Consider the following 17829-nt stretch of genomic DNA (forward strand, 5'->3'; position numbering starts at 1 on the left):
CGCACTCGCCAGGCCCGCCCTGGAACGCAAGCTCCGGCGCGAGCTGGGCGGCACGGCGCCCGGACGGCCACCGCCGTTCGTACGTCGGGTCCCGTTCGCTGGAAGAACAGTCGGGTCCCGCTCAGGGGAAGATCAGTGGAAGAAGTGCCGCGTCCCCGTGAAGTACATCGTGACGCCCGCCTTCTTCGCGGCCTCGACCACCAGCTCGTCGCGGACCGAACCGCCCGGCTGCACCACGGCCTTGACGCCCGCGGCGGTCAGGATCTCCAGGCCGTCGGGGAAGGGGAAGAACGCGTCGGAGGCGGCGTAGGAGCCACGCGCCCGCTCCTCGCCCGCCCGCTCGACGGCGAGCTTCGCGGAGTCGACGCGGTTGACCTGGCCCATGCCGACGCCGACGGAGGCGCCGTCCTTGGCGAGCAGGATCGCGTTGGACTTGACCGCGCGGGACGCCTTCCAGGCGAACGCGAGCTCGGCGAGCTCGCCCGCGTTGAGCGCATCGCCCGTGGCGAGCGTCCAGTTGGCGGGGTTGTCGCCGTCGGCCTGGAGGCGGTCGGTGACCTGGAGCAGCGCGCCGCCGTCGATCTGCTTGACCTCCACGGCGTTGGACGGCGCCTGGTGAGCGCGCAGGACGCGGATGTTCTTCTTCTTGGTGAGGACTTCGAGGGCGCCGTCCTCGTACTCGGGCGCGACGATGACCTCGGTGAAGATCTCGGCGACCTGCTCCGCCATCTCCTTGGAGACCGGGCGGTTGACGGCGATCACGCCGCCGTACGCGGAGATCGGGTCACAGGCGTGCGCCTTGCGGTGCGCCTCGGCGACGTTCGCGCCGATCGCGATGCCGCACGGGTTGGCGTGCTTGATGATCGCGACGCAGGGCTCGTCGTGGTCGTACGCGGCACGGCGCGCGGCGTCCGTGTCCGTGAAGTTGTTGTACGACATCTCCTTGCCGTGCAGCTGCTCGGCCTCGGCGAGGCCGCCCGTGCCGTCGACGTAGAGGGCCGCGCCCTGGTGCGGGTTCTCGCCGTAGCGCAGCACGTTGTCGCGCGTGTACGTCGAGCCGAGGAACTCGGGGAAGCCGGACTCGTCGGCCGCGGCGTAGTCGTCGGCGAACCAGGAGGCGACGGCCACGTCATACGCGGCGGTGTGCTGGAACGCTTCTCCCGCGAGACGCTTGCGCGCGGTGAGGTCGAAGCCGCCCGCCTTGACCGCCGCGAGCACGTCCGCGTACCGCTTCGGGTCGGTGACGACCGCGACGGAGGGGTGGTTCTTGGCGGCGGCGCGGACCATGGAGGGGCCGCCGATGTCGATCTGCTCGACGCACTCGTCGGGCGTGGCGCCCGAGGCGACGGTCTCCTTGAAGGGGTACAGGTTCACGACGACGAGCTGGAAGGGCTCGACGCCCAGCTCGGCGAGCTGCCGCCGGTGGTCCTCCAGGCGCAGGTCGGCGAGGATGCCCGCGTGGACCTTCGGGTGGAGGGTCTTGACCCGGCCGTCCAGGCACTCGGGGAAGCCGGTGAGCTCCTCGACCTTGGTGACGGGCACGCCCGCGGCGGCGATCCGCGCGGCGGTCGAACCGGTGGAGACGAGCTCGACGCCCGCCTCGTGCAGCCCGCGCGCGAGCTCTTCCAGGCCGGTCTTGTCGTAGACGCTGACCAGCGCGCGCTTGACGGGGCGCTGCGCGGCGGACGCGTTCGTAGCTTCGGCGGTCACGGGATAAGAACCTTTCGTCCCTCAATGCGGTAGCCGTGCCGGGCCAGACGCCCCACGACATCGACGAGCAGCGTGCGCTCGACTTCCTTGATGCGCTCGTGCAGAGCGCTCTCGTCGTCCTCGTCCCGTACCTCGACCACGCCCTGGGCGATGATCGGGCCGGTGTCGACGCCGTCGTCGACGAAGTGGACGGTGCAGCCGGTGACCTTCACGCCGTACGCGAGCGCGTCGCGCGCACCGTGGGCCCCCGGAAAACTGGGCAGCAGCGCGGGGTGCGTGTTCACGAACCGCCCGCCGAAGCGCGCGAGGAACTCCTTCCCCACGATCTTCATGAACCCGGCGGAGACCACCAGGTCCGGCTCGTGCGCGGCGGTCGCCTCCGCCAGGGCCGCGTCCCACTCGTCGCGGGTCGCGTGGTCCTTCACCCGGCAGACGAACGTGGGGAGCCCGGCGCGCTCGGCGCGCTCCAGGCCGACGATGCCGTCGCGGTCGGCGCCGACGGCGACGATCTCGGCTCCGTAGGCCCCGGGGCCCTCGGCGCGGATGGTGTCGATCAGGGCCTGAAGATTCGTGCCCGACCCGGAGACCAGCACGACGAGTCGCTTGGGACGCGCGACCACAGCGCTCTCGGCCACAGCGGGGCCCTTTCTCGGAAGGTGCGTCTTTGTACGGTCGTACGAAGGCTTCGAGCCCCGCTATACGGGGAACTCTACGAAGCGGCCGACCGTCAGCAACGATACCGGCACACGGAACCGCCCCTCACGGGACGGGGGCGTAGGCGGGAGGTAGCGTCTGGGGGGAAGGCGCCTGAATACCGACGAATGCCGAGTTGCCGAGCCGCGCGACGGCTCCACCACGGCCCTACCAAGGGGAAGACGCACACCTGATGCCGGACCGTAGCCGCCCTTCGTCTCCACCGCAGGACTCCGATTCCCAGGGGCCGGAGTCCCGGGGCTCGGGTGCCCGGGGAACGGGCAAGGACGACGACAACCCCTTCGCGCCACCGCCTGAGGGGACACCGGACCGGCCGTGGCAGCCGCGCCGTCCCTCGGGCGACTCCGCCCCGGACGGTTCCCAGGGCGGTGAGCAGGGCTCCCCGTGGGGCAGCCAGTGGAGCGACCGCCAGCCCGGCCGCTCCCCCGGCGGCTTCGGCGACCGCCCCGGCCAGCAGGGCGGCCCCCAGCAGGAGGGCCCCTCCGGACCGGGCAACGGCGGCGGGCTGCGCTGGGACCCGACGGACCCGGCCCAGCGCCGCGCGCGCTACGCCCTGCTCTCCGGCATGTGGGCCTTCTTCTTCGCACTGTTCGGCTGGCGTTACGTCGCGCTGCTGCTCGGCGCGCTCGCGCTGATGTGGGCCGTCCAGGCGCTGCGGGCCAAGCCGCGCACGCCGGACGCGACGGCGCCCGCCGCCCAGGGTGCCGCTCCCCGGGCCGACCAGCCGGCCGCCCGGCCGTCCACGCGGCCGCAGACGACGGCCGCGGTCAGCGGCCTGGTGACGGGGGCGCTCGCGCTGGTGATGGTGGCGGGGACGTTCACGGCCCAGCTGGTGTACCGCGACTACTACACGTGCGTGGACGACGCCCTGACCAGCGCGTCGAAGCAGAACTGCGAGGACCTGCTGCCGAAGCAGCTGCGTCCGCTGCTGGGCGAGCAGGACGACGACTAGCGCGGACCTCTCCTCCTGGGGACCCGTTCACTCCGCTGCCGGGGTGGGCGGGTTCTTCGCTTGTGGGCCCCGCTCGGGGGCGCGCTCAGGGGCGTCCCGTTCGCCGGCCTCCTTCAGGGCCTGCCAGCGGGCCTCGCGGGCGGTGTCGTCGTGCCAGGTGGCGGCGGGGTCCATGTCCGGGGGCTGCGGCAGGAAGTCGTACGGCTCGAAGAGTTGAGGTGCCGGGGCGGGCGGCCCGTCCGGGGCTTCCGGGGCCTTCGCGGACGGGGCCTCCGGGGGCTCCGGAGCGTCCGGTACGGCAGGCGCGTCGTCCGCCGTCCGCGCGGACCACGGGAGCCGCACGCGCGGAAGCCGCACCTGCGGGACCCCCCTGCGCGCCATCCGCATGCGCGGCTCCCGCATCTTCGGCAGCCGGGGCCGCGGCACCCATCCCCACCGCCCCGCGCCGGACGGCTCCCGCAGCCGCCAGGCCCGCAGCCCCAGCGCCGTCGGCACGCCGACCAGCGCCATCCAGCCCAGCGCCGCGGGGCCCACCTGCCACCACACCGGCCCGAACTCGGCGAGCACCGCCACGCCCATCGGCCCGCCCGCCAGCGCCGCGAGCACCGCCATCGCCGCCCCGCACAGGGCCGCCGCCACCGCCGCGCCCGCGGCCGTCCGCCCCCGCGACCAGGCCTCGTCCCGCTCCCCGAAGGCGGGCGCCGCCACCTGGACCGTGCACCACGCCACCACGAGCCCCGCCACCACGGGCACCGCGGCCACCGACCAGCTCAGCGGCGACCCCGGTCCGGCCGGCGGCACCGCCGCGAACAGCGGGAACGGCGGAAGGAGCGGCCCGGCGTCCACGGCCAGGGGCCCCGCGACGCTTCCCGTGCCGAGCGCGACACCGGGTCCGAGGCCGTAGGCCGCGCCCCACACCGCCGCGTTCGGCACCAGCGCGAGGGCCAGCAGCAGCACCGCGAGCCGCCCCGACCACACGTCCGTGACCTGCGCGAACGACATCTGCATCGGTCCCGCGCGCAGCACCAGCGACACCGCGACGAGCAGCGCGCCGCCCCCGACGAGCACCACCGTCCCCGCCGCCGCGGCCCGCGCGAGGGCCAGCGCCCGACGCCGCACGAAGAAACCGCGTACGAACAGCCCCCGCACCCCGTCGGGCAGCGCGGTCAGCGCGCGCCGCAGGAACCCCGGCAGCGGCCCGCGCGGACGCCCGTGCGCCGTCCACACCCCGAACCCGGCCGCGCCCACGGCGAGCAGCGGCACGTGCACGCCCGCGCCGATCCAGTCGGGCCGCAGCTCACCGCCCGCCGCGTAGAGCGCCGCCGCCGCGCCGACCAGCAGATAGCCCGCCACCACCCCGCACCACGCCGTCCGCACGGGGTGCCCGCGCCCCTCGGGGGCCGCGGCGTCCCGCGCCGCCCGGTGCAGCAGCCAGCACGGCAGGACGACGAGCAGCAGCGGTGTCACACCGATCGGCGAGGGTGTCCCCGAGAGCGTGTCCGTCCTGATCAGCTCGGTGCCGTGCGCGAGAAGCCACAGCCCCGCCGCGACGTGCAGCGCCCCGCCGGGACCGCTGTCGGGATACGGCGAGCTGATCCACAGCACCATCACCAGGACGGCGAACGAGCCGAGCCCCAGGCCCGCGGCGACGGCCCCGCCGACCACGCAGGTGGCCAGTCCGGGCGAACGGTCACGGGCCCGTTCGCGCGGCGGCTTCAGGGGCGGCGACGAGGCGCTGTGCTCGGTGGTCTGGGTCACACGGCCATGCTCCCAACGACACGCGCTTTCTCGTCGTAACAGGCGAATACCGGATGTGTCGCTCAAGATACGTTTATGTACTTTTTCGTACGGCGGAACGGCTGAGACATGACCCAGAGCCCTCCCGTCCCGCTGCCGTCCCCCAAGGAACGCCGCAGGCTGCGCGAGGCAAAGTCGCTGAGCCAGGCCGACCTCGCCGCGAAGGTGGGCGTCACGCGCGAAACGGTCCGCTCCTGGGAAACGGGCCGCACCAACCCCAGGGGCCGCAAGCGCGAGGCGTACGCGAAACTCCTGAACGCGATCGCGGTGGAGAAGGCGGGCAAGGCGAACACCGCGGACAAGGCCGCGACGACGGCCGAGAAGGCCGAGTCGACGCCCAAGACGGCCGAATCGGCCGAATCGGCTGGAACGGCTGGAACGGCCGGAACGACTGAAGCGCCCAAGGCGAGCGGGAGGGCGGAGAGGACGGCCGAGGAGCCGGTCGCCACCGCCCCCGTCGCGGGCGGGCGTTCCGCACCGCGCAGAGGTTCGCCCTTGCTCGGCCGCGTACGGGGCCGCGACATCGGGGACGGACGCGCACGCCCCGCCGACGGCGGCAGGTCCAGGACGCGACCCGAGCCGGCCGCGAAACGCGCGGCGAAGCCGCAGGGCCCCACGCCGGTGGCGGCCGCCGCGACCGCCGTGCGGAACGGCCGTCCGAAGCCGAGGCCGGACGCGCGGCGCAAGGCGGATCCGAAGCCGGGGGCGGCCCGGGAAGCCCGGCCCGAGGCCCCCGCGCAGCCCGCCCACGGCACCTTGACCCCGGCCCAGGCCTTCGACGCCCTCTGCGCCCGCACGGCCCCCGCCCTGGTCCGCCAGACCTACCTCCTGACGGGCCGCAGGGCCCTCGCCCAGGAGTCCGTGGAGCGCGCCTTCCAGACGGCGTGGCAGCGCTGGCCCGAGGTGGCCGTCGACCGCGACCCCGCGGGCTGGGTCCGCGCCGCCGCGTACGAGTACGCGATGTCGCCCTGGCACCGCTTCCGCCCCAGCCAGCGCCACCCCGACGCCCCGCCCGCCGCACCGGCCGACCGCGCCTTCCTCGACGTACTCCTGGACCTGCCGCCCGCGCAGCGCCGCACCCTGCTGCTGTACGACGGCGTCGGCCTCGACCTGCCCGAGACCGCGGCCGAGACGGAGGCGAGCACGCCCGCCGCCGCGAACCGCCTGCTGCACGCGCGCGAGGCGATCGCCGCGCGGCTGCCCGAGCTGGCGACCCCCGAGGCGGTGCACCGGCGCCTGGGCGAGGTCGGCGGCGCCGAGAAGCTGCGGACGCCGAAGGCGGACCGCGTGCGCACCGGCAGCGAGCACCGGGCCCGCTTCTGGACCCGGGCGGCGATCGCGTTCACGACGCTGATCATCGGGGCGACGGCCCTGACCCTGAAGACCGCCCCGACGCACTACGAGCCCCCGCAGTCCCCGGGCAAGGCGATCAGCGGAGTACCGCCCCGCATGGGTCCGGGCCCCCTCTCGTACGAGGACGAGGAACTCCGCGCCAGACTCCGCACGCAACTCCCGAACGGCCCGGAACGCCTGGCACCGCGGCCGGAGTAGCGGCCCGCGCGGCTCGCGCCAGAAAACGAAAGCGGGCCTGCACCTCGCAAGAGGTGCAGGCCCGCTTTCAGAGGCTGGGGTCAGCCCGCCAGGATGGCGCGCGCCAGCTTCGCCGTCTCGGTCGGCGTCTTGCCGACCTTGACGCCGGCGGCCTCAAGGGCCTCCTTCTTCGCCTGCGCGGTGCCGGAGGAGCCGGAGACGATGGCGCCGGCGTGGCCCATGGTCTTGCCCTCGGGCGCCGTGAAGCCGGCGACGTAGCCGACGACCGGCTTCGTCACGTTGGCCTTGATGTAGTCCGCCGCGCGCTCCTCGGCGTCGCCGCCGATCTCGCCGATCATGACGATCAGGTCGGTCTCGGGGTCGGCCTCGAACGCCTCCAGGGCGTCGATGTGCGTCGTGCCGATGACCGGGTCGCCACCGATGCCGACGGCCGAGGAGAAGCCGATGTCACGGAGCTCGTACATCATCTGGTAGGTCAGCGTGCCGGACTTCGAGACCAGGCCGATGCGGCCCGGCTTCGTGATGTCGCCCGGGATGATGCCGGCGTTCGACTGGCCCGGGGTGATGAGACCGGGGCAGTTCGGGCCGATGATGCGGGTCTTGTTGCCCTTCGACTTCGCGTACGCCCAGAAGGCGGCGGAGTCGTGGACGGCGATGCCCTCGGTGATGACGACGGCGAGGGGGATCTCGGCGTCGATCGCCTCGACGACGGCGGCCTTGGAGAAGGCCGGCGGCACGAAGAGGACGGAGACGTTGGCGCCCGTCTTCTCCATGGCCTCCTTGACCGTGCCGAAGACCGGGACCTCGGTGCCGTCGAAGTCGACGGACGTGCCGGCCTTGCGCGGGTTCACGCCGCCGACGATGTTGGTGCCGTCACCCAGCATGAGCTTGGTGTGCTTCATGCCCGTGGCACCGGTCATGCCCTGGACGATGACCTTGCTGTCCTTGTTGAGGAAGATAGCCATGGCTGTTCTGTCCCTCGTCCCTTACTTCGCGGCCGCGAGCTCGGCGGCCTTGTCGGCCGCGCCGTCCATGGTGTCCACACGCTGCACGAGCGGGTGGTTGGCGTCGGACAGGATCTTGCGACCCAGCTCCGCGTTGTTGCCGTCGAGGCGCACGACCAGCGGCTTCTCGACCTTCTCGCCCTTGGAGGCGAGCAGCTCCAGGGCCTGCACGATGCCGTTGGCGACCTCGTCGCAGGCGGTGATGCCGCCGAAGACGTTGACGAAGACGGACTTGACGTCCGGGTCGCCGAGGATGATCTCCAGGCCGTTCGCCATGACCTCGGCGGAGGCGCCGCCACCGATGTCGAGGAAGTTCGCGGGCTTCACGCCGCCGTGGTTCTCACCGGCGTACGCGACGACGTCGAGGGTGCTCATGACGAGACCCGCGCCGTTGCCGATGATGCCGACCTCACCGTCGAGCTTGACGTAGTTGAGGCCCTTGGCCTTGGCAGCAGCCTCGAGCGGGTTGGCTGCGTCCTTGTCCTCGAGGGCCTCGTGCTCCGGCTGGCGGAAGTCGGCGTTGGCGTCCAGGGACACCTTGCCGTCCAGGGCCAGGATGCGGCCGTCCTTGGTCTTCACCAGCGGGTTGACCTCGACGAGGAGCGCGTCCTCGGCGACGAAGGTGTCCCACAGGGTCACCATCGCCTCGGCGACGCCCTCGGCCACCTCGGCCGGGAACTTCGCCTGGGCCACGATCTCGCGGGCCTTCTCGATGTCGACGCCGTCGACGGCGTTGACCGAGACCTTCGCGAGGGCCTCGGGGGTCTTCTCCGCGACCTCCTCGATGTCCATGCCGCCCTGCACCGACGCCATGGCGAGGAAGGTGCGGTTGGTGCGGTCCAGGAGGTACGAGACGTAGTACTCCGCCTCGATCTCCGGGGACAGCTCGGCGATCATCACCTTGTGGACCGTGTGGCCCTTGATGTCCATGCCGAGGATGTCCGTCGCACGGGCGACGGCCTCGTCCGGGTCCGCCGCCAGCTTCACGCCGCCGGCCTTGCCGCGGCCGCCGACCTTCACCTGCGCCTTGACGACCGACTTGCCGCCCAGCCGCTCGGTGGCCTCGCGCGCCGCCTCAGGCGTGTCGATGACTTCACCGGCCAGCACCGGTACACCGTGCTTGGCGAAGAGGTCCCTCGCCTGGTACTCGAACAGGTCCACGCGCGTCCGTCCCTTATCCGTGATCTCGCTGCTTTGCGGTCAGCTGTCTGCGTGGGCGTGCCGCGGAGGGCAACGTGACTGCGCTGTCACAGGGGAGGCGTAGGACGGAGTCCATTACGCGGCATGTCCGTCCCGCAGGTTATCGCCGCAGGACGTAGGTCCCTAAATTGCAGATCACATTTGGGCGGTGATGACGGTCACAGATCGTGTCCGGCGCGCCCGGGCGGGCGGGGCAAGGGGCGGCCCCCGCTGCGTCAGGGGCCGCCCGTTTGCTCGCGTTGCTCCAGCGATCAGCTGTTCTCTCAGGCGGTGTACGGGACCTGAGAGGCGACGGCCTCGTATGTCGGCAGGTAGTCGGGCGCCACGTCGCCCGTCACGCCCTGGACGCCGGTGACGGCGTTGCCCGCGACCGCCCGGGCGTCCGGGGCGACCGTTCCGGCCACGTCCTGCGCGAACGGCTGCACCTGCGAGACGACACCGCCCGCGAACGGCCGCACGTCACCGGTGACGCCCTGCGCCAGCCCGTGCGCGCTGCCGCCCACGCCCTGCACGACGGGCTGCACCTGGTCGGTGACGCCCTGCACGAGCGGCGTGACCGAGCCGACGACCCCGCCCGCGAACGGCCGGGCGTCGTCGCCGACGACCGCCTGCGCGAACGGCGGGACCTCCCCGACGACCCCGCCGGCGAACGGCTGCACGTCACCGACGACGCCCTCCGCGAGGTACGACACGTCGCCCACGGCCTGCCCGGCGACCGGCAGCACGCCGTCGACGGCGGTGGCGGCGACGGGCGGCAGCACGGAGGCGGCGGTCTGGTCGACGACCGGGGAGGCGGCGGTGGTGGCGCCGGTGGCCGCGCCCGTGACCGTGGCGGTGGCCGCGCCCGTGGCGCCCTGGGCGTGGCCGGGGGCGTCGGCCAGGGTCTTCTCCAGGTCGGGGGCGAAGGCGGAGAGCGGGCCGAAGAGGTAGTCGACGTCGTCTATGGAGCCGATGGAGTCGACGGTGGGCGCGTCGACGGTCGGCGCGTCGATGGAGTCGACGGCGGGCACGTCGGCGGTCGGCGCGTCGATGGAGTCGACGGCGGGCACGTCGGCGGTCGGCGCGTCGATGGAGCCGACGGCGGGCGCCTCGGGCGTCTGCACCCGGTCCTGGACGTGCCGCTGGACCTGGTCCTGCACCTGGTCCCGCACCTGGTCCCGCACCTGGTCGCGGTCGACGGACGTGACCGTGCCGCGCGCGTCGGACACCTTCTCCTTGACCCCGGAGACCTCGGAGACCCCAGAGACCTCGGAGACCTTGTCCTCGGCGGCGCCCCGGGCCTTGCTGACGTCCACGTCGTCGACGGCGCCCTTGACGTCCGCGACGGCGTCGGACGCCTGGTCCGGCACGGCGATGGAGTGCTGGGGCAGCTCGTCCGCGCTGGCGACGGCGGAGCCGAGCGCCCAGGCACCTGTGACACCGGCGGCGATGACGATGGAACGGCGGATGTTCTTGTTCATGCTTGCGTCGGATCCTTCGAATGCGAGCTCGGCGGCCGTCCGCAGGACGCGCTGTCGTCGAGCTCTGGCTGTGAACCCGGTCGTTCGGAGATCCGGGGATACGGATGTCCGGTGACCGGCGGGCAGACCTGTTCCGCCCCCGCGCGGCAGGTCGTCGCGGGGAAAGGGCTGCCCTAGCCAGGGAATTCGGGGATGTCCCGGTGTCTGTCGCGAAGGAGTGCGTGGTCCGGGGAGAACCCGGGACCGACCAGGTGCCGGACCGGCGTCCGGCCGCCGAACGCGGCGGCGTGCAGATCACCGGGTCGCGAGGAACCCCCGTCACCCGCCGTCGCGTTGACGACGCTCCCGCCCGGCGGCACGGGCGAGGGAAGGGACGGGCGCCCGGTGCCGTACTCGCCCGCGACGACGCCACCGTGGGCGTCGCGGTCACGCACCGACGCGCCGTCGGCCCACCGGATCGCGCTCATGTACGCGGAGTCGGCCCGCGGCCCGACCGGCCGACGCTCGGCCGAACGATCCCGCCCCGACGCCGAGTCGGCACGCTCGCCCGCCTTGCCCGGCGGTTGCGCGCCCTCATGAGCGGGCGCGGGCTCCGCACCGCTGCCCCGCCCGGCTCCGTCGCCCGAACCGGGCGGCGTCCCGTGCCCGGGAAGCAGCTTCGACGGGTCCGACGCCTCGGGCAGGGTCCCGGCCACTCCGTCCACGACCTCGCCGACGGGGCGTACGAGCGGGCGCACGTTGGGACGTACGACCGGGCGCACGGCGGGACGTACCGCGGGTCGCGCGACGGGCTCCGCGACTGGTTCCGTCACGGCATCGGCGGCGTGCCGCACCGTACGAGTGACCGGCTCGGCGGTCGAGTCGGCAGCCGAGGGGGCAATCGGTTCGGCAGTCGACTCGGCAACCGGATCGGCAACCGGCTCGGCCGCCGACTTCAACGGCCGCGCCTGCCCCGCCGATACCGCGTCCGCGCCGCCCACCGGCCCGTCCGCCGCCTGCGCCCGCCCTCCGAGGAGGAGACCGAGGACCATCAACCCGCCCAGCACCAGCACCACTTGCAGCGCGCGCCGACCGGCCGCCGCGCGCACGAAGCGCACAACAGCACCGGACGGAACGGCCGTAGCCGCGGAGACTGACGTCAAGACGGAGGAAGTCCTCTGGGAGGCGGGACGGGGTGGGGCGGAACCTGTCGCTCCGCGAATGAGGCGCGACGATCCTCGCACGGGACGCCCGCCGGAGCGCAAGCCCCCTGTTACCGATGCGTATTCATGTCCGGTTCCCCGCGCTCGTGTCCGGTATGGGAAGAGGGCGCCTTTCGATCGCCGCGGCCATCACGTCCGGGAAGAGGTCCGGCGTACAGGCGAACGCCGGCGCGTCCAGCGCGGAGAGCGCCGCCGCGTGCTCGCGGTCGTACGCGGGCGTCCCCTCGTCGGAGAGCGCGAGCAGCGTCACGAACTGCACTCCGGACGCCTTCATCGCCGCGACCCGCTTCAGCATCTCGTTGCGTATGCCTCCTTCGTAGAGGTCGCTGATGAGGACGACGACCGTGTCGGCGGGGCGGGTGATCTGCGACTGGCAGTACGCCAGCGCCCGGTTGATGTCGGTCCCGCCGCCCAGCTGGGTGCCGAAGAGGACGTCGACCGGGTCGTCGAGCCGGTCGGTGAGGTCGACGACGTTCGTGTCGAAGACGACGAGCCGCGTGTCGAGCGAGCGCATGGAGCCCAGCACGGCCCCGAACACCGAGGCGTAGACGACGGACGCGGCCATCGACCCCGACTGGTCGATGCAGAGGATGACCTCCTTCTTCACGGACTGCGACGCCCGCCCGTACCCGATGAGGCGCTCGGGGACGACCGTGCGGTACTCCGGCAGGTAGTTCTTGAGGTTGGCCGCGATCGTGCGGTTCCAGTCGATGTCGTGGTGGCGCGGCCTGCTGATCCGGGCACTGCGGTCGAGCGCGCCGGTGAGCGTGGAACGGGTCCGCGTCGCGAGCCGCTTCTCCAGGTCCTCGACCACCTTGCGCACGACGGCACGCGCGGTCTCCTTGGTCGTCTCCGGCATGGCCTTGTTGAGGGAGAGGAGCGTGCCCACCAGGTGCACGTCCGCGTCCACGGCCTCCAGCATCTCGGGCTCCAGGAGCAGCGTGGAGAGCCCGAGCCGGTCGATGGCGTCGCGCTGCATGACCTGGACGACGGACGAGGGGAAATACGTCCGGATGTCCCCGAGCCAGCGCGCCACGGAGGGCGCCGACGCCCCGAGCCCCGCCGAGCGCTCCCGCGGCCGGCCGCCCTTGTCGTCCCTTCCCCCGTACAGCGCGGTGAGCGCGCCGTCCATCGCCGCGTCCCGCCCCGCGAGCGCGCACCCCGTCCCGTCGGCCCCTTCGCCGCCGAGCACGAGCCGCCACCGCCGCAGCCGCTCGTCGGTCGCCTCGGTCATCCCGCCACCCCCGCAAGGTCGTCGCTGTCGCTTCCCGTCACCGTCGGCAGGCCGAGCAGCAGTCGCACGACCGGCTCGACGGCGTCGGCGCGCACGGTGTCGCTCTCCCCGCCGAAGCCCGGCACGCCTCCCCCGCTCACCGCGGCCCCCGCCCCGGACGTGCCCCGCCGCACCAGCTCCCCCAACGTCCGCCGCACGCCGGGCTCGTACGCCGAGAAGGTGCGCCGCAACAACGGCAGTACGTCCACGAAGGCGGCGTCCGACACCCCGCAGAGCCAGTCGTCGACGAGCCCGAGCAGCCGCTCGTCGTGCACGAGCAGCATCCCGCCGCCGGATCCGCCCCCGACGAACCCCTCGATCCAGGCGGCCCCTTCGGCGGGCTCGCTCCCCCGGGACAGCGCGAGCCCCATGAGCCGGGCGACGTCCTCGTCCTCCAGCTCCCCGCCGTCCAGCAGCAGCCGCACGCACCGCCCCCGGACGACTCCGGCGGCCCCGTCGCGCCGGGCGAGCACGCGCAGCACGGAGAACCACCGGGCGCGGGTGTCCGCCGTGCCCAGCGGCAGGTCGCCGAGCAGCCCCACCGCCTGGTGCACGGCGTCGACGTGCCCCCGCATCTCCAGCGCGGCCTCCGCGTCCAGTCCCGCGCACGCGGGCGGCAGCCCCACGAAGACCCGCTCGGCGAGCCCCAGGGCCACCTCGCCGAGCGCCTCCGTCCCGGTCCCCCTGACGTCCCCGTAGCGAAGGGCCCGCACGAGCGCGGGCAGCGCCTGCGCGAGGTGCCCGACGTCCGCGTCCAGCGCCGCCCGGTCCGCGAGCACCCGCATCACCACGGGCAGCGCGTCCGGCAGATCGGCCAGGAGGCACCGCTCGGCGAGCGCGGTGACCTCGGCGAGCGCCCCCGTGTCGACCGCGTCGGACGCCGCCCTGCCCGTGGCCGCGCCCAGCACCGTCGTGCCCCACACCCCCGCCTCCGCGACCCGCACGGAGAGCTCCGGCTCCCACCGCAGCCGCCAGGTCTCGCGGAACGTCCCCGTGCTCCCCCGGGACGCCACCGGCTCGCCCCAGCCGATGCCGAGCAGCCGCAGCCGGTGCAGCAGCCTGCTGCGCGCCGCGTCCGTGTCCTTGCGGAGGTCGAGCTCCAGCTCGCGCTCCAGCGCCTCCGGTTTGAGCCGCAGGCGGCGCTGGAGCCGCGCGAGGTCGCGCTGGAGCGGCACCGCGGGCGCCGCCTCGGGGACCTCTCCCAGCACGTCGCCGACGACGAGCCTGTCGTGCACGAGGGCGAGCGGCACGTCCGAGCCCTCGCACATCACCGCGCGCACGGCGTCGGTCGTCTCGGTGAGCCCGGCCAGCGGACGTCCCCGCATCGCGGCGAGCGTGTCGGCGAGCCGCACCGCCTCGATGACGTGGGCGGACGAGACCAGCCTGTCCTCGTCGCGCAGCAGCCCCGCGACCTTCGTCATCCAGCGCTCGACGGGCCGGTCGGGGGCGCTGAACAGGTGGCCGTACCACCCCGGGGAGGCGATCCCCGCGCCGTACCCACTGGCCCGGGAGAGCCGGCGGTGGGTCCAGGGCACCCAGGTCAGCTCGGCCTTCACCTTGGGCAGCCCCTTGAGCAGCGCCCGGTCGGCCGCCACGGTGGTTCTGCGCCGCAGCGCGGGCACGTGCCAGGCCCCGCACACCACGGCGACCCGCTCGGGCCCGAACTCCTTGAGAGCGGCGCGTATGTGGAGCCGCATGTACGCCTCGCGCACCAGGTCACGGGTATGCCCGCCGTCGCCATAGGTCTCGCGCAGCGCCCCCATGGCCTCGGCGAGCGCCTCGAACGGGGCGAACGCGTCGCCGGCGGCCCCGCGGTGCTCGACGACGTCCTCCCACCACCGCTCCGGGTCGTCGTACCCGGCCGTCTCGGCGAGCACGGCGATGGGGTCGATCCGCACCGCGTCCTCCCCCTCCGCGGCCGCCTCCCGCCCCTCCTCGCGCCCTGCGTCGTGTCCTTCCTCGTGCCCTGCGTCCGGCTCCTCCTCCGCGCGCGCCAGCGAGTGCGCCGCCGGAAGGTCGAAGAAGCGCACCGGTACGCCCCGCGCGACGGCCCACCGGATCGCCACCCACTCCGGGGAGAACTCGGCGAGCGGCCAGAACGCGGACCGGCCCGGCTCGTCCACCACGTGCGCGAGCAGCGCGACCGGCGGCCGCATCCCCTCGTCGGCGGCGAGCTCCACCAGCGGGTCGGCCTCCGGTGGTCCCTCGACGAGGACCACGTCGGGCCGCGCCTCGTCCAGCGCGGCACGCACGGCGCGCGCCGACCCGGGCCCGTGGTGCCGCACCCCGAGCAGCAGCGGCGCCCCGCCGCCCCTCTCCGTGGCTGTCGTCATGCGCTCACCTCGCGGCACGCGCGGTAGAAGTCCTTCCAGCCGTCCCGCTCCCGCACGACCGCCTCCAGGTACTCCTGCCAGATCACGCGGTCCGCGGCGGGGTCGCGCACGACGGCGCCGAGGATGCCGGCCGCGACATCACCGGGGCGCAGCACGCCGTCTCCGAAGTGGGCGGCCAGGGCGAGGCCGTTGGTGACGACGGAGATGGCCTCGGCCGTCGAGAGCGTGCCGCTGGGCGACTTCACCTTCGTACGCCCGTCGGCGGTGACGCCGTCGCGCAGCTCGCGGAAGACGGTGACGACACGGCGTATCTCGTCGATGCCCTCGGGGCCCGCGGGCAGGTCGAGGGAGCGGCCGATCTGGTCGACGCGGCGCGAGACGATGTCGACCTCGGCGTCGGCGCTCTCCGGCAGCGGCAGGACGACCGTGTTGAAGCGGCGGCGCAGGGCGCTCGACAGGTCGTTGACCCCGCGGTCGCGGTCGTTGGCCGTGGCGATGAGGTTGAAGCCGCGCACGGCCTGCGTCTCCTGCCCCAGCTCCGGGATCGGCAGGGTCTTCTCCGACAGGATCGTGATCAGCGTGTCCTGCACGTCCGCGGGGATGCGGGTCAGCTCCTCGACGCGCGCCGTCATGCCTTCCGCCATGGCCCGCATCACGGGGCTGGGCACGAGCGCGTCGCGACTGGGGCCGTGCGCGAGCAGCTGCGCGTAGTTCCACCCGTAGCGGATCGCCTCCTCCGGTGTGCCCGCCGTGCCCTGCACGAGCAGGGTCGAGTCGCCGCTGACGGCGGCGGCGAGATGCTCGGACACCCAGGTCTTGGCGGTGCCGGGCACGCCGAGCAGCAGCAGGGCGCGGTCGGTGGCGAGGGTGGTGACGGCGACCTCGACGATGCGGCGCGGCCCCACGTACTTCGGCGTGATCACCGTGCCGTCGGGCAGCGTGCCGCCGAGCAGATACGTCGCCACGGCCCACGGCGAGAGCTTCCACCGCTGCGGCCTCGGCCGGTCGTCCTGCGCGGCGAGGGCGGCCAGTTCGGTCGCGAACGCGTCCTCGGCGTGCGGCCGCAGTGTCTGCGCGGGCGCGGCCGGATTCGCGGTCGCGGACGCGGTCGAGTCGACGGAAACGGTCATGGAGCGATCCCCCTCCAGCTCGTCCGGGCACATCTGGCCCGGATGTGTCTCCACCGTGCACCACGCCACTGACAATCGCCCCGACTGCCGCCCTGACCTGCACAGATGGCGTGCTCAAGGTCGATTGTCAGTGGCGGCGCCTACCTTCGAGACATGACTCAGCAGGGGGTGCGCTGGACGGCGGATCAGGTGCTCGCACTGGCTCCTGACGCCCCGTCACGCAAGGCGGGAAGCAAACTCGGCGTCGCCGGCCCGTGGTCGGAGGCGGGCGGATCCGGCGAGGGGACGGTGTGGGGGCTGTGCAAGGGCAGTGGCAGCAAGCCGTATCAGACGGTCGTCGACATCGCGGACTCCGCGGGTCCGGCGTACAAGTGCAGTTGTCCGAGCCGCAAGTTCCCGTGCAAACACGCGCTGGGGCTGCTGCTGGTCTGGGCCGCCGCGGACGGCACCGTGCCGGACGGCGAGCCACCGGCCTGGGCCGAGGAGTGGCTGACGTCGCGCCGTAAAAGAGCGGAGGACAAGAGGAGTTCGGGGGACGCGCCCCCCGCCCCGGCCGATCCGGAGGCCGCGCGCAGGAGGGCGGAGAAGCGGGCCGAGCGGATCACGGCGGGGGCGACGGAGCTGGAGCAGCGCCTGTCCGACCTGCTCCGCGGCGGCACGGCGGCGGCCGAGCAGGCGGGGTACGGCCTGTGGGAGGAGACGGCGGCCCGCATGGTCGACGCGCAGGCGCCGGGACTTGCCGTGCGCGTCAGGGAGTTGGGGGCGATACCTTCGTCCGGGCCCGGCTGGCCGGTGCGGCTCCTGGAGGAGTGCGCGCTGCTCCACCTCCTCGACCAGGGATGGCTCCACCGCGACACGCTGCCGGACGACCTCGCCGCCACGGTCCGTTCCCGCGTCGGCCTGTCCGCACAGCCGCAGGGCCCACCGGTCAGGGACCGCTGGCTGGTCCTCGCGCAGTACGACACGGCGGACAGCAGACTCACCACGCGCCGCGTCTGGCTGTACGGCACGGACACCGGGCGCACCGCGCTGCTCCTGTCGTACGGGGCGGCGGGCCGCGCCCCCGCGCTCGCCCTGCCGGTGGGCCTCGCGCTCGACGCGGAGCTGACCGGATACCCGGGCGCGGGACAGCTGCGCGCCGAGCTGGGCGAGCAGTTCACGGCCCCGGCGCCCACCGCGCTGCGGCCGCCGGGCGTGGGACCGGACGTGGCCACCGCCCGGTACGGCGAGGCGCTGCGCGCCGACCCCTGGCTGGATTCCTGGCCGATGACGCTCGCCGACGTGATACCGACCCAGGAGACCGGCTCCTGGCAACTGGCGGATCCGACCACCGGCTTGGCGCTCCCCATCCCCCCGTCCGCCGCGTCCCGACCGGGCCTGTGGCGGCTGATGGCGCTGTCCGCGGGCGCACCGTTGACGGTGTTCGGCGAGTGCGGCCACCGGGGCTTCACCCCCCTGGCGGCCTGGCCGAAGGGCGCGGGAGAGACGGTGCCGCTGTGCTGA

Annotated in this window: 13 protein-coding genes; 3 read left to right on the plus strand and 10 right to left on the minus strand. The window is 73.8% G+C overall.

All coding sequences use genetic code 11. From position 1 onward, the window contains the following. Positions 1-132 precede the first annotated feature (132 nt). Both purH and purN read right to left on the minus strand, forming a co-directional pair. Positions 133-1710, minus strand: coding sequence for a bifunctional phosphoribosylaminoimidazolecarboxamide formyltransferase/IMP cyclohydrolase (gene purH, locus AB0L89_RS14495; protein WP_365139720.1), 1578 nt, complete (start codon positions 1708-1710; stop codon positions 133-135). After that, entirely contained in the window at positions 1707-2330 is a 624-nt protein-coding gene (gene purN / locus AB0L89_RS14500) for a phosphoribosylglycinamide formyltransferase (protein WP_365139868.1), read from the minus strand. Before purN ends, purH begins: the two co-directional genes overlap by 4 nt. Positions 2331-2596: 266 nt before the next feature. Between purN and AB0L89_RS14505 the strand changes: the two genes are divergently transcribed. Beyond that, on the plus strand, positions 2597-3376 hold the full coding sequence (locus AB0L89_RS14505; protein WP_365139723.1) for a hypothetical protein: 780 nt from the start codon (positions 2597-2599) through the stop codon (positions 3374-3376). 27 nt (positions 3377-3403) lie between these two features. On the opposite strand, the gene AB0L89_RS14510 is transcribed toward AB0L89_RS14505, so the two are convergent. Next, positions 3404-5134, minus strand: a complete 1731-nt coding sequence (locus tag AB0L89_RS14510; protein WP_365139726.1) for a DUF6350 family protein — start codon at positions 5132-5134, stop codon at positions 3404-3406. A 108-nt stretch (positions 5135-5242) separates the two neighbouring features. Between AB0L89_RS14510 and AB0L89_RS14515 the strand changes: the two genes are divergently transcribed. Further along, positions 5243-6724: a helix-turn-helix domain-containing protein gene (locus tag AB0L89_RS14515; protein WP_365139729.1), complete on the plus strand. Its 1482-nt coding sequence runs from the start codon at positions 5243-5245 to the stop codon at positions 6722-6724. Between the two features lie 80 nt (positions 6725-6804). On the opposite strand, the gene sucD is transcribed toward AB0L89_RS14515, so the two are convergent. The 7 genes from sucD to AB0L89_RS14550 all read right to left on the minus strand — a co-directional run bounded on the left by sucD (position 6805) and on the right by AB0L89_RS14550 (position 16326). Next, a complete protein-coding gene (gene sucD, locus AB0L89_RS14520) occupies positions 6805-7689 on the minus strand; it encodes a succinate--CoA ligase subunit alpha (RefSeq protein ID WP_359331074.1) in 885 nt (294 codons plus the stop codon). A 21-nt stretch (positions 7690-7710) separates the two neighbouring features. Further along, complete coding sequence (gene sucC / locus AB0L89_RS14525; RefSeq protein ID WP_365139732.1) at positions 7711-8889, minus strand: ADP-forming succinate--CoA ligase subunit beta; 1179 nt, start codon at positions 8887-8889, stop codon at positions 7711-7713. Between the two features lie 302 nt (positions 8890-9191). After that, positions 9192-10388, minus strand: a complete 1197-nt coding sequence (locus AB0L89_RS14530; RefSeq protein WP_365139735.1) for a hypothetical protein — start codon at positions 10386-10388, stop codon at positions 9192-9194. Between the two features lie 173 nt (positions 10389-10561). Further along, positions 10562-11530, minus strand: coding sequence for a hypothetical protein (locus AB0L89_RS14535; RefSeq protein ID WP_365139737.1), 969 nt, complete (start codon positions 11528-11530; stop codon positions 10562-10564). Positions 11531-11654: 124 nt separating this feature from the next. Beyond that, positions 11655-12824, minus strand: coding sequence for a VWA domain-containing protein (locus tag AB0L89_RS14540; protein ID WP_365139740.1), 1170 nt, complete (start codon positions 12822-12824; stop codon positions 11655-11657). Further along, the gene (locus tag AB0L89_RS14545; RefSeq protein ID WP_365139743.1) at positions 12821-15196 is read right to left on the minus strand and encodes a DUF5682 family protein; all 2376 of its coding nucleotides are present in this window, start codon (positions 15194-15196) and stop codon (positions 12821-12823) included. Before AB0L89_RS14545 ends, AB0L89_RS14540 begins: the two co-directional genes overlap by 4 nt. Continuing rightward, entirely contained in the window at positions 15193-16326 is a 1134-nt protein-coding gene (locus AB0L89_RS14550; RefSeq protein WP_365139746.1) for an AAA family ATPase, read from the minus strand. The genes AB0L89_RS14545 and AB0L89_RS14550 overlap by 4 nt, the downstream gene beginning before the upstream one ends. Before the next feature lie 153 nt (positions 16327-16479). Here AB0L89_RS14550 and AB0L89_RS14555 point away from each other — a divergent pair, with 153 nt between their 5' ends. Continuing rightward, a complete protein-coding gene (locus AB0L89_RS14555) occupies positions 16480-17829 on the plus strand; it encodes an SWIM zinc finger family protein (RefSeq protein WP_365139749.1) in 1350 nt (449 codons plus the stop codon).

The sequence above is a fragment of the Streptomyces sp. NPDC052114 genome, from assembly GCF_040680155.1.
Classification (GTDB): Bacteria; Actinomycetota; Actinomycetes; order Streptomycetales; family Streptomycetaceae; genus Streptomyces.